The 12766-nt window shown below is 61.0% G+C and carries 12 protein-coding genes and 1 pseudogene; 6 read left to right on the forward strand and 7 right to left on the reverse strand.

Annotated features, from left to right (window positions below; translation table 11 throughout):
• Positions 1–46: 46 nt before the first annotated feature.
• Genes tilS through cysS form a run of 4 tightly spaced genes read right to left on the reverse strand, consistent with a single transcriptional unit; the run spans position 47 to position 4508 of the window.
• Positions 47–1390, reverse strand: a complete 1344-nt coding sequence (gene tilS, locus PSV38_RS19675; protein ID WP_300550533.1) for a tRNA lysidine(34) synthetase TilS — start codon at positions 1388–1390, stop codon at positions 47–49.
• A gap of 5 nt (positions 1391–1395) precedes the next feature.
• On the reverse strand, positions 1396–2367 hold the full coding sequence (locus PSV38_RS19680) for an acetyl-CoA carboxylase carboxyltransferase subunit alpha (RefSeq protein ID WP_300550535.1): 972 nt from the start codon (positions 2365–2367) through the stop codon (positions 1396–1398).
• Positions 2368–2400: 33 nt separating this feature from the next.
• Positions 2401–3105: a DNA-3-methyladenine glycosylase gene (locus PSV38_RS19685; RefSeq protein WP_300550537.1), complete on the reverse strand. Its 705-nt coding sequence runs from the start codon at positions 3103–3105 to the stop codon at positions 2401–2403.
• On the reverse strand, positions 3105–4508 hold the full coding sequence (gene cysS / locus PSV38_RS19690) for a cysteine--tRNA ligase (RefSeq protein ID WP_300550539.1): 1404 nt from the start codon (positions 4506–4508) through the stop codon (positions 3105–3107). The genes PSV38_RS19685 and cysS overlap by 1 nt, the downstream gene beginning before the upstream one ends.
• Before the next feature lie 286 nt (positions 4509–4794).
• Between cysS and PSV38_RS19695 the strand changes: the two genes are divergently transcribed.
• Genes PSV38_RS19695 through PSV38_RS19715 form a run of 5 tightly spaced genes read left to right on the forward strand, consistent with a single transcriptional unit; the run spans position 4795 to position 8976 of the window.
• Complete coding sequence (locus tag PSV38_RS19695; RefSeq protein ID WP_300550541.1) at positions 4795–5847, forward strand: tetratricopeptide repeat protein; 1053 nt, start codon at positions 4795–4797, stop codon at positions 5845–5847.
• Positions 5847–7100 carry a L,D-transpeptidase family protein gene (locus PSV38_RS19700; protein ID WP_300550543.1) on the forward strand — a complete coding sequence of 418 codons (1254 nt, stop codon included), beginning with the start codon at positions 5847–5849 and terminating at the stop codon, positions 7098–7100. The genes PSV38_RS19695 and PSV38_RS19700 overlap by 1 nt, the downstream gene beginning before the upstream one ends.
• A gap of 32 nt (positions 7101–7132) precedes the next feature.
• Positions 7133–7672: a peptidylprolyl isomerase gene (locus PSV38_RS19705; protein ID WP_300550638.1), complete on the forward strand. Its 540-nt coding sequence runs from the start codon at positions 7133–7135 to the stop codon at positions 7670–7672.
• Position 7673: 1 nt separating this feature from the next.
• Positions 7674–8174 (forward strand): peptidylprolyl isomerase, encoded by a 501-nt coding sequence (locus PSV38_RS19710; RefSeq protein WP_300550545.1) that lies wholly within the window; start codon positions 7674–7676, stop codon positions 8172–8174.
• Between the two features lie 4 nt (positions 8175–8178).
• Positions 8179–8976, forward strand: coding sequence for a UDP-2,3-diacylglucosamine diphosphatase (locus tag PSV38_RS19715; protein WP_300550547.1), 798 nt, complete (start codon positions 8179–8181; stop codon positions 8974–8976).
• 74 nt (positions 8977–9050) lie between these two features.
• Here PSV38_RS19715 and clpA read toward each other — a convergent pair whose 3' ends face one another.
• Together clpA and clpS are read right to left on the reverse strand one after the other, a co-directional pair.
• Entirely contained in the window at positions 9051–11372 is a 2322-nt protein-coding gene (gene clpA, locus PSV38_RS19720) for an ATP-dependent Clp protease ATP-binding subunit ClpA (protein ID WP_300550549.1), read from the reverse strand.
• A complete protein-coding gene (clpS, locus tag PSV38_RS19725; protein WP_300550551.1) occupies positions 11369–11722 on the reverse strand; it encodes an ATP-dependent Clp protease adapter ClpS in 354 nt (117 codons plus the stop codon). The genes clpA and clpS overlap by 4 nt, the downstream gene beginning before the upstream one ends.
• Before the next feature lie 285 nt (positions 11723–12007).
• Here clpS and PSV38_RS19730 point away from each other — a divergent pair.
• Positions 12008–12202: pseudogene (locus PSV38_RS19730) on the forward strand (cold-shock protein); the annotation flags it as partial.
• 165 nt (positions 12203–12367) lie between these two features.
• Here the strand turns inward: PSV38_RS19730 and PSV38_RS19735 are convergent.
• On the reverse strand, positions 12368–12583 hold the full coding sequence (locus PSV38_RS19735; RefSeq protein WP_300550554.1) for a hypothetical protein: 216 nt from the start codon (positions 12581–12583) through the stop codon (positions 12368–12370).
• Between the last annotated feature and the right edge of the window lie 183 nt (positions 12584–12766).

Genomic DNA, 12766 nt, shown 5'->3' on the forward strand with positions numbered 1-12766 from the left:
TAGCCCGTTCAACCAATGCCGCCCCACTTCCCATGATCGAGACACGTTAAATTGTCAGATTGGGCACCCAAATCAGGGTGACCTGGGGCTCGCCCGGAGCAGCCAAAGCACGGGCATCTACTCCCAGGCCTCGCACAAATACCAGTTGCCCTTGCGCAAACACCAGCGGCCCTGCGCGCTCCCATTCGGGCACCGCTTGCGCTTGAAACTGCTTGCGCAAAGCACGCGAGGGGCGGTTGGGGCCAAGCTGAAAATCCTCGCCGCCCTCCCGCGAGCGGATCTCCACCTGCGCCAGTCTGGACAAAGCCATCCCGCCACTGTCCACCACCGACACCACCAACTCGCCCCCCCACTCGGGCAAGGCATGGCGACCTGGCCCATCAACGCTCAACAGCACGCGGGTAGAGGCATCATTGGATGAATGCTTGGCCAGCGCAGCCGGGCGGCAGACCAACCCCCCCCGGTACAGGCAAACATCAAAAGCCCCCGCCCGCCACTGGATGGAGCGGCCGGTGTCCACCAGCGACGGCAACTCTTGCGTCAGCCGCACCACGGCGCTGGCTGGCAGGTGCCGATCGGTCCGGGTGGTGAACCAGTGCCGAAGCAGTTCCCGCTGATGCGGCAGCGGCAAAGCCAGCAGCGCGGGCGCACTCAAGGCCTCCGCCTGGTCCGGCACCAGCAAATCAGCCAAGGACTGCGCCAACCAATCTTGCAAACACACAAGGGCGTCAGCAGCCCTGGAAGCCGACTGGGCCAGCGACACCTCGGCCTGCTCAAAGGCCGATTCCAAGGCAGGCCAGACGGTGAGCCTCACGCGGTTGCGGGCGAAACGAGGATCGGCGTTGCTGTCGTCTTCCACGTGCGCCAGGCCGTGGTGGGCCACATAAGACTCAATGGCGCGTCGAGGCTGAGACAGCCAGGGTCGCTCCCAACGGATGCCATGGCGGTCGGCGCTTGAAGGCATCGCCGACAAACCCGCGATGCCCGCCCCACGCAGGGCTTGCAGCAAAAAGGTTTCGGCTTGATCGCGCCGATGGTGGGCGAGCAGCACGGTATCGGCCCCGGCTTCTTGAGCCATCTCGGTCAGGGCCCGGTAGCGTCCGTCGCGGGCCAGGGCCTCCACGCTGTCACCCGGATTTTGATTCAGGTTGAGCCGACGCCAGACCAGACTGACCGGAAGACCTTGCCCGGCCCAAGCCTCGCACTGCGCCTGGGCATGCGCCAGCCACTGGTCAGCTTGGGCACTCAAGCCATGGTGGACATGCAACGCGACGACGCGCAAGCCCGGCTGTTCCAGCGCGGCCACGGCTGTGGCGTGCAGCAAGGCGGTGGAATCACGACCTCCGCTGTAGGCCACGCCAATGCAGGCGCACTCACCCACCGCGTTCATGGGGCTCAATGCTCTTTGGTGTCGTTGTAGCGGCCGTAACTTTGCAGGCGGTCATAGCGTTGCTGCAACAGCTCTTTGACCTTCAGGTCGCTGAGTTGGCGCATGGCATCGTTCAAGCCACGCTTGAGGTTGGCCGCTGCTTGTTTGTGGTCACGGTGCGCGCCACCCACCGGCTCGCTGACGATCTTGTCCACCAGCCCCAAGGCCTTCAGGCGGTGCGCCGTGATGCCCAGGGCCTCAGCCGCCTCTTCAGCGCGGTCCGCCGTCTTCCACAAGATGGAGGCGCAGCCCTCCGGCGAGATCACGGAGTACACCGAATACTGCAGCATCAGCACCTGATCGGCCACGCTGATGGCCAGCGCGCCACCAGACCCACCCTCGCCAATGATGGTGGTGATGATGGGCACTTCCAGGCGCGCCATTTCAAAGATGTTGCGTCCGATCGCTTCTGACTGGTTGCGCTCTTCGGCGCCAATGCCGGGATAGGCACCGGGCGTGTCCACGAAGGTGAACACTGGCAGGCTGAATTTCTCGGCCACCTTCATCAGGCGCAAGGCCTTGCGGTAGCCCTCAGGGCGCGACATGCCAAAGTTGCGCATCGCGCGCTCTTTGGTGTCCCGGCCTTTTTGGTGGCCCAGCACCATGCAGGCCTGGCCGTTGAAACGTGCCAGCCCACCCACGATGGACAAATCGTCCGCGTAATGGCGGTCACCGTGCAGCTCCTGGAAATCCGTGAACAACTCGTTCACGTAATCCAGCGTGTAGGGCCGCTGGGGATGGCGTGCAATCTGCGTCACCTGCCAGGGCGACAGGCTGGAGTACACATCCTTGGTCAGCTGCAGGCTCTTCTTGCTCAGCCGGTCGATCTCTTCCGAGATGTCCACGGCCGATTCGCTTTGCACGTAGCGCAGCTCTTCAATCTTGCTTTCAAGCTCCGCGATGGGTTGCTCGAATTCCAGGAAATGTCGTTTGCTCATGGCAAGTTGTCCTCAGTCACGCGCAGCAGGTTTTTATGATGCCGAGGGCAGCGGGTCAAGGCTGCGCCACAGATACCACGTTCCCACTGTGCGATAGGGGGCCCAGGCTTCCGCAATGTCACGCGCTTCGGCACGTGACACGGGTTCACCACTGAAATAACTCTCGCTGATCGCCTTGATCAATACCGTGTCGTCCAGCGGCAGCACATTGGGCCGCATCAGGTGAAAAATCAGGAACATCTCGGCGGTCCAGCGGCCAATGCCACGGATGTCCACCAGCTCCTCGATGATGGTCTCGTCCTCCATGCGCTCCCAGTGGTTCACATGGACACGGCCTTCGGCAAAATGCTTCGCCAGGTCTTGCAGATATTCGGCTTTGCGCACTGACAAACCCGCTGTGCGGAGCTGGTCAACGCCCATCACCAAGACCGCTTGAACCGACAGGGGTGCACGAGACTCAGGCGGCTGCTGCCCCATCAAGGTCAGCAGCCGGTCCCAGACTGACTGCGCCGATTTGGGCGAAATCTGCTGGCCCACGATCGAGCGTGCCAGGGTAGTGAACGCATCGCGGCGGCTGTACAGGCGACCTTGCCCATAGTCGGCCACCAGTTTGCGCATGACCCGGTCACGCTTGGACAGGTGCTTGCACGCTTCATCCCAATAATGCGGCGTCACCAGTGCAGCGGGCAGCGGCGCGGCGTCGGCATCGGCCGCCGAGAAAGAGGCTGAAGACGGCATCAGGCTTTTACCCACGTCGTGCCTTGCGGGCTGTCTTTCAACACAATGCCTTGCTGAGCCAGCTCGTCTCGGATGCGGTCGGATTCGGCAAAGTTTCGCGCTTTCTTGGCCGCAGTGCGGGCTTCGATCAAAGCCTCGATCGCGGAGGCCTCCAGACCACCCGACTCGCCGCCCCCCTGCATGTAAGCCTGAGGAGACTGTTGCAGCAAGCCCAGAACACCCGCCAAAGCCTTGAGCAAGGACGCGGCCTCTGCGGAGCCCGAGCGATTCACTTCGGCCGCCAGGTCGAACAACACCGCCACCGCGATGGGCGTGGTGAAGTCTTCGTCCATGGCCGCTTTGAAGCGAGCGGCCTGAGGATGAGTCCAATCGATGTCCCTTGAGGGCACATCGGCCACGGTGCCTAATGCGGTGTACAGGCGGCGCAGGCCGTTGCGGGCGTCGTCCAGGCCAGCATCGCTGTAATTGAAGGGACTGCGGTAGTGCGTGCGCAGCATGAAAAAACGCACCGTCTCGCCGTCGTAGCTCTTGAGCACGTCGCGGATGGTGAAGAAGTTGCCCAGCGACTTGGACATCTTCTCGTTGTCTACGTTCAGGAAGCCGTTGTGCATCCAGTAATTGACAAAGCGCTTGCCACTGGCCCCTTCGCTCTGGGCGATTTCATTCTCATGATGGGGGAACTGCAAATCCAGCCCGCCGCCATGGATGTCGAATTGCTCACCCAGCAGCGAGCAGGCCATGGCCGAGCACTCGATGTGCCAACCAGGGCGGCCAGCGCCATAGCTTGAATCGTATTTGGCATCCTGAGGCTCGTCGGGCTTGGCGGCCTTCCAGAGCACGAAATCCAGCGGATCAAGCTTGCCATCGGCGGCCCGGTTGCCAGCCCCGTTCAGCTCGCGCTCGCCGGCGCGCAGTTGGTCCACCGATTTACCCGACAGCTTGCCGTAACCCTCAAACTTGCGCACGGCGTAGTTCACGTCGCCATTGATGGCCTGATAAGCCAGGCCATTGGCCTGCAACTTGCCAATCATGGCGAGCATTTGCGGCACATACTCGGTCGCACGCGGCTCGTGCGTGGGCGGCTCAATGCCCAGGGCGGCGATGTCCTGGTGCATGGCCAGCGTCATCTCTTGGGTCAACTGGCGGATCGTGATGCCGCGCTCCACCGCCCGCCGAATGATTTTGTCGTCGATGTCGGTGATGTTGCGCACGTAGGTGACCGACAAGCCCGAGGCCCGTAGCCAACGTTGCACCACATCGAACGACATCATCATGCGGGCATGGCCCACGTGACATAAGTCATAAATGGTCATGCCACACACGTACAAGCCGACCTGGCCAGGAACCATGGGGACAAACGACTCGACCTGCCGCGACAGGCTGTTGAAAATACGCAAGCTCATTGGAGACAAATTCTGGTCAAGCGCCCAAGGCCGCATCCGGTGTCGGGCGACACGGGTCATGCGGCACTTGCGGCAAAGCAACAAGTGGGCGGGGCATGCACGGGCCCCATCAAACTTGCAACGCTCAGATACAATCCAATGAGTATAGCGGCCCGCCCACGCCCAAGGATGACAGACACTTTTGCGGTCGGTGGTCGGCTGGTATCCTCGAAAAATGGCAGGCTTTTTTCTAGCCGCTTTGTGTGCCCGACACCATCAACACAAACCCATCGGATAAATACCACTCATGCAAGCTGTTGCGCCTAAGTTTGGAATCCGCTTCACGGCCATGGCCGCCAAGTGCCTGGCCATTGCCGCCCTGTCCATGACCGCCGTCGCGGTTCGTGCAGACGAAGTCGGCGATGTTCAAAAATTGCTGTCGGCCGGCAAAAACACCGAAGCCTTGCAGCGCGCCGACCAGTTCCTGGCCGCCCGCCCACGCGACCCCATGATGCGTTTCTTGCGGGCCATCAGTCTGTCGCAGGCCGGCCGCATCCCTGAGTCCATCACCGCGTTCACCAAGCTGACGGAAGACTATCCAGAGCTGCCCGAGCCGTTCAACAACCTCGCGGTGCTTTACGCCCAGCAAGGCCAGTACGACAAATCGCGCAATGCGCTGGAAATGGCCATCCGGACCAATCCCAGCTACGCCACCGCCTACGAAAACCTGGGCGATGTTTACGCCAAGCTGGCCAGCCAGGCTTACTCCAAGGCACTGCAAATCGACACCCGCTCGGCCGTGGCCCCCAAGCTGGCGATGATCCGCGACTTGTTCCCCAAAGAACGTGGTGGCACGGCCGTCGCTGGTTTGACCAACAGCAACACACCCACCACCACGCCAGCACCGGCACCCGTGCCCTTGCCAACCCCGGCCCCCACCACCAAGCCCGCTCCTGCGCCAGCACCCACCTCCGCCACCAAGCCCACGCCGCCCGCACCGGCGCCTGTGGAAGCCAAGGCTGAGGCGGCGGAACGCGAGGTCGAATCGGCCCTGCAAGCGTGGGCATCAGCCTGGAGCAAGAAAGACCTCAATGCCTACTTCGCCGCTTACAGCCGCGATTTCAATGGCGGCAAGTCGCGTAAGGCCTGGGAACAGGAGCGCCGCGAGCGCATCCAAGGCAAGCGCAACATTTCGGTCAAGCTCTCCAGGATCAATGTCTCCATCAATGGCAACAAGGCCACCGCTCGTTTCCGCCAGGACTACAAAGCCGACAGCCTGGACATCAGCAGCGGCAAGCGCGTTGAGTTGGTCCGCACGGGTGGTGAATGGGTGATCGTGAAGGAAAGCACCGGTTCGTGATGATTGGTCATTTGGGCCGACCGCCGCACAGCGCGGCGGGTCGGCGGTTGTCCATGCTGTTCAAATGCATGTTGCTGGCGAGCGCCATGGGCCTGAGCTTGGTCGGTGCTGGGCCTGTCCATGCCGTCAAACCAGCGCAGCAAAACCAACCTGCGGAGGCTCGCCTGCTTGAAATCTACCGCCTGATCGGCGCTGGACAAGGCAAAGTGGCCCTGAAAAAGGCGGAGACGCTGGTCGAAGACGTGCCCAATTTCCAGTTGGCACAGATGGTGTACGGTGATCTGCTGCTGTCCCAAACTGCTCCCCTGAAAGCCATGGGCAGCGCCCCCTCCGACCTGACTGAACGGGCGCCCCAGCGGATTGAACAACTGCGCACGGAAGCCGAGCGTCGGCTCGTCTCGCTCCGCGAGCGCCCCCCTGCTGACGCGCTGCCTGCCCAGTTCATCGAGATTCCACCCAGTACACGTCATGCCATCGCGGTCGATGCCAGCCGATCGCGCCTTTACCTGTTTGAAAATGGGCCTAACGGCCTGCGCGTGGTGGCAGACCACTACGCGTCCATCGGGCGCCTTGGCGCCGAGAAGGCCGCACAGGGCGACCAGCGCACGCCTTTGGGCGTGTACTACATCACCAGCCGCCTGGATGGCAAACAGCTCACCGATTTCTATGGTGTGGGCGCCTTGCCTCTGAACTATCCCAACGAGTACGACCGCCGCCAGGGCCGGACCGGATCGGGCATCTGGCTGCATGGCGTGCCCAGCGACAGCTACGCCCGCAGCCCCAACAGCACCGACGGCTGCGTGGCCCTGGCCAACCCAGAGCTGAAAAGCATTCTGGAAAGCGTGCAACCGCGCACCACCCCGGTGGTCATTGCCAAAAGCCTGACCTGGGTGCACCCCAAATCCGCCGAACATGAGCGGCGCAACATGCGCAACCTCATCGAGGGCTGGCGAGTGGCGCGAGCCAGCGGTGACCTGACCCGGTTGATGTCCTTTTATTCCAGCCAGTTTTCCAACGGCACCCGCGATTTCAATCAGTGGCGACAATGGCTGGAAAAAGAAGTGGTGAGCCAGCGTGGCAAGTCCTTGCAACTCAAAGACTTGGCCATCCTGGGCTGGCGTGACAAGAGCGATATCCTGGTGGTGACCTTCGGAGAAGTGTCCGACGGTCAACGCACTGGCGTCGTCAAACGTCAATACTGGGGTAAAGAAGGCGGCCTTTGGAAAATATTCTATGAAGGAGTGATCGGATGACCTACCTGCCCAAACTCATCAATGTTGGCCTGATGGCTGCGGCGCTCAGCGCTGTGGCCATGGGCTCTGCCCTGGCGCAAACGGTGAAACTGTCCACCAGCGAGGGCGACATCGTCGTTCAGCTGGACGCCGCCAAGGCGCCTAAAACGGTGGAGAACTTCGTTCAGTACGTGAAATCAGGCCACTACAACGGCACCGTGTTCCACCGCGTGATCAAGACCTTCATGATCCAGGGCGGCGGCATGACCCCTGACATGAAAGAGAAAACCACGCGCGCGCCCATTCCATTGGAAAGCCGCAACGGCCTGAGCAACGTGCGGGGCACCCTCGCCATGGCCCGTACCAGCATTCCCGACTCGGCCACCGCGCAGTTTTTCATCAACGTCAAGGACAATAACTTCCTTGACTCGGCCCAATCCCCCGATGGCAACGGCTACGCCGTGTTTGGCAAAGTCGTGCAAGGCATGGACGTGGTCGACAAGATCCGGATGGTGGAAACCGGCCAGAAGGGCCCACACGGCGATGTGCCCCTCAAACCCATCGTGATCAAACAAGCTACCCTGGAGAAATGACATGACCAAAACCGTTGAACTGCAAACCACGGCAGGCGTGATCCGCCTTGAACTGGACGACGCCAAAGCGCCCGCCACCGTCGAAAACTTCCTGAACTACGTTCGCGCCGGCCACTACAACGGCACGATCTTTCACCGCGTGATCAAGGGCTTCATGGTGCAAGGCGGCGGCTTCGAGCCTGGCCTCAAGCAAAAGCCCACCACCGACACCATCCAGAACGAAGCCAACAACGGCCTCAAGAACGACCACTACACCGTGGCCATGGCCCGCACCAGCGCGCCGCATTCGGCCAGCGCTCAGTTCTTCATCAACACCACCAACAACGATTTCCTGAACTTCAAGTCGGAAACCGCCAGTGGTTGGGGTTACGCGGTCTTCGGCAAGGTCGTCGCTGGCACCGAGATCGTCGACCAGATGGAAAAGGTCAAGACCGGCCGCAGCGGTGGCCACGATGATGTGCCCGTTGAAAACGTGCTCATCACCCAAGCCACGGAAGTGTGATGTTGTGATTGGGGACACCCTCCCCTTTCCTGCCGCCGACACGCTCAATGCACCGCCCTCGTGGCGGTGCATTGATTTTGTGTCTGACCTGCACCTGCATGTCGGCCTGCCCCGCACTGCCTTGGCGCTGGCCCGCTACCTGCGGGGCACCCCCGCCGATGCTGTCCTGATCCTGGGCGACTTGTTCGAAGCCTGGGTGGGCGATGACATGCGCCATGCCGACTTTGAGGCCGATTGCACCGCCTTCCTGGCCGAGGCCGGCAAGCGCTTGCACCTCGGCTTGATGGTTGGCAACCGCGACTTTCTACTGGGCCAAGACATGGTGGACGCCTGCCACGCGCACGCCTTGGCCGATCCGACCATCCTGAATGCCTTTGGCCAGCAAGCGCTGCTCACCCACGGTGATGCCTTGTGCCTGGCCGACCAGGCCTACCTTCGTTTCAGGGCTCAGGTTCGACAACCCGCCTGGCGGGACGCCTTCCTGGCCAAGCCGCTGGCAGATCGCCTCATGGTGGCCCGCCAGATGCGCGAAGCCAGCGCGGCCCATCAGCATCAGCAAACGCCTGACAACTGGGCAGACGTCGATGAGGCCGCTGCAGGCTCATGGATGCAGGCCGCTCACACGCCCGTGCTGCTCCATGGCCACACGCACCGACCCGAAAGCGCCCCCTTTGGCATGCATGGCGGCACCCGCCACGTCTTGAGCGACTGGGACCTTGACGGCGCCCATCCACGCGGTGAAGTGCTGCGCCTCAGCGCTCAGGGCTTTGAGCGCCTGTCTTTTCCACCAGCCACGGATTAAAAAAGCCGATGCCCCAACAACAAGGGCCCAGCCAAAGCTGAGCCCTTGTCCAATCTGGCCAGGCCAGACGAAGATCACTCGGCCGTGGCGGCCTCCGCCTTGGGCTTGTCGCTTTTCTTGTTGGGCTGAATGTCCAACTTGACTTCCATCTCGCCGTCGGCACCTTCCACCACGTCCACCGTCAGTCGGCCGCCATCCACCAGGCGACCGAACAGCAACTCGTCGGCCAGCGCACGACGGATCGTGTCCTGAATCAAACGCTGCATCGGACGTGCGCCCATCAGCGGATCGAAGCCCTTCTTGCCAAGGTGGGCGCGCAAGGCGTCGGTGAAGGTGACTTCCACCTTCTTCTCGGCCAATTGGCTTTCAAGCTGCAGCAGGAACTTGTCGACCACCCGCAGGATGATCTCTTCGTCCAGCGCCTTGAAGCCCACGATGGCATCCAGACGGTTGCGGAACTCAGGCGTAAAGACACGCTTGATGTCCGCCATCTCGTCGCCCGCCTGCCGCTGGGTGGTGAAGCCAATGGTCGATCGCTGCAAGGTTTCAGCCCCGGCATTGGTCGTCATGATGATCATCACGTTGCGGAAGTCAGCCTTGCGACCGTTGTTGTCCGTCAGCGTGCCATGGTCCATCACCTGCAGCAGGATGTTGAAAACGTCCGGGTGGGCTTTTTCAATTTCATCAAGCAGCAAGACGCAATGCGGCTTCTTGGTCACGGCTTCAGTCAACAGACCACCCTGGTCGAAACCCACGTAGCCGGGAGGCGCACCGATCAGGCGGCTGACCGCATGGCGCTCCATGTATTCCGACATGTCAAAACGGATCAACTCAATGCCCAGGATGTAGGCCAATTGCTTGGCCACTTCGGTCTTGCCCACACCCGTGGGGCCGCTGAACAGGAAGGAGCCGATTGGCTTGTCTGGCTTGCCCAGGCCCGAACGCGACATCTTGATCGCTGATGACAAGGCATCAATGGCAGCATCCTGACCAAACACCACGCTCTTCAAGTCACGGTCCAGGCTCTTGAGCTTGGAGCGGTCGTCGTTGGACACGCTGGTCGAAGGCACCCGCGCGATCTTCGCGACGATGTCTTCCACCTCGGCGCGCGTGATGGTCTTCTTCTGCTTGCTCTTGGGCAGGATGCGTTGTGCCGCACCTGCTTCATCAATCACGTCAATGGCCTTGTCAGGCAAGTGGCGATCATTGATGAACTTGGCGGACAACTCGGCCGCGGCTTGCAAAGCGCCCAAGGCGTACTTGACGCTGTGGTGCTCTTCAAAGCGCGACTTCAGGCCCTTGAGGATCTCGATGGTTTGCTCAACCGACGGTTCGACCACTTCCACCTTCTGGAAGCGACGCGACAAGGCGGCATCTTTCTCGAAGATTCCACGGTATTCCGTGAAGGTGGTGGCGCCGATGCACTTGAGCTGACCCGAGCTGAGCGCGGGCTTGAGCAGGTTACTGGCATCCAGCGTGCCGCCTGAAGCCGCACCCGCACCGATCAGGGTGTGGATCTCGTCGATGAACAGGATCGCGCTGGGCTGCTCTTTGAGCTGCTTGATCACGGCCTTGAGGCGTTGCTCGAAGTCACCACGGTATTTGGTGCCAGCCAACAGCGCGCCCATGTCCAAGGCATACACCTCGGCATCGGCCAGCACATCGGGCACGTCCTTTTGCGTGATGCGCCAGGCCAAGCCCTCGGCGATCGCGGTCTTGCCTACGCCAGCTTCACCCACCAGCAGCGGGTTGTTCTTGCGACGGCGGCAGAGGATCTGAATGACGCGCTCAACCTCATGATCGCGACCAATCAAAGGATCGATCTTGCCTTCACGGGCCAGGACGTTGATGTTCTGGGTGTACTGCTCCAGGGGCGAAGCCTTGGGCTCGCCGCCCTCTTCCTTCTCGGTCTCAGCGGGGCTGGACTCTGAAGAAGACTTGATGGGCTCAGGAGGATCGGCCTTGCGGATGCCGTGGGCAATGTAGTTCACCACGTCCAGGCGTGTCACGCCCTGCTGGTGCAGGTAGTACACCGCGTGAGAGTCCTTCTCGCCGAAGATCGCCACCAGCACGTTCGCGCCAGTCACCTCCTTCTTGCCGCTGCCCGAGGATTGCACATGCATGATGGCGCGTTGAATGACACGCTGAAAGCCCAGGGTGGGTTGCGTATCGACCTCGTCGGTACCGCCCACGGTGGGGGTGTTGTCACGCACGAACTGATCAAGGTTCTTGCGCAACTCTTCCAGGTTGGCCGCACAAGCTTTCAACACCTCGGAAGCGGAGGGGTTGTCGATCAGGGCGAGCAACAGGTGCTCGACGGTGATGAACTCGTGGCGTTGCTGACGGGCCTCGACAAAGGCCATGTGCAGACTCACTTCCAACTCTTGCGCAATCATGCGGTCTCCAGAATGCACTGCAGGGGGTGCCCGGCTCTGCGGGCGGCGGCAAGAACGAGTTCGACCTTCGTGGCCGCGACGTCTTTGGTATAGACCCCGCACACACCACGACCTTCGTGGTGGATTTTGAGCATGATTTGCGTCGCTGTCTCGATGTCGTGACTGAAATATTCCTGCAAGACGATGATCACGAATTCCATGGGGGTGAAGTCATCGTTGAGCATCACTACCCTGTAAAGCTTTGGCGGCTCCAGGCTGACAGTTTCTTTTTCGGCAATGGCCAGCCCCTCTCCACCCTCCCCAGGCCCAATGGGCGGTTCGGATGCGTGCGGCTTTAACGGTTCAGTCATGAATTCATTCTACGAGACGCCATTGCTTTGTGTCTTCACATGTTGCGGTAACCCACCTGAGTTCAAGGGGGGAAATTCACCCAGCTTTCACGACTTTTCAAAGCACCGTGGATTGGTCGGACATGCCGACGTTGCTGATAGCTTGAGGCTAAGCGCCAAATTTCAAGCAAATTTCACAATACAAAATCGATCGACTGTCAAGGCAAGAAACCCAGCCGGAACCTGGGTGCTTGACACCTGTGGATTCGGACTAGAAAATGACAACAAACTAACAGGAGGGACAGTATGGCTATAGGCACTGTCAAGTGGTTCAACGACGCCAAAGGGTTTGGCTTCATTGAGCCCGATCAAGGGGGCGGAGATGTTTTCGCCCACTTTTCAGCCATCCAGATGGATGGTTTCCGCACGCTCAAGCAGGGCTCGAAAGTTCAATACGAACTGATAGCCGGCCCCAAAGGCATGCTTGCGCAAAACATTCAGCCCGTTGATGCCGTCACGGCGGAACAGGCTCAACCCGATGCCCTGAGTGACATGCACTTCAGGGAATTGTCTGGAGGGCCTGGGCACAGCTTGCCGCACTGACGCCCCGCACCAACAAGAACCCCGCCTTCAAGGCGGGGTTCTTGTATCAAGCGGTGACTCTTGTTAGTCGCATGTCAGCTTGCCGGGCGCCGGTGTGCAGGTGTCCTTGTGTTTGACGGTGCCACTGCCTTCAGTGGCGGCGCGCCCCGCCCCAACCTCGCCGATCACGCTGTTGCGCACTCTGGATGAAACATTGGCGCCTGTCGGTGCCTGCCCCGCTTCGGCCACGCAATCCAAACTGTTGGTCTTGGGCGTGCATTTTCCAGGCAAACGCAACATGCGGCTACCTTCGGACACGGGTTGACCCGATCCAACATGAGTGATCAGACCGCCGCGAATGCTCAGCGCATCGCCCTGCTTCAAGGACCGCGTCGCTGGCGTGCCTTGACTTTGATCAAGGGTCGTCACCGCCGAATTCTTGGCAGCCACTCCAGGAGGGGTCGCAGCTTGCGACCTCGTTTC

Source organism: Aquabacterium sp., assembly GCF_029946005.1.
Lineage (GTDB): Bacteria > Pseudomonadota > Gammaproteobacteria > Burkholderiales > Burkholderiaceae_C > Aquabacterium.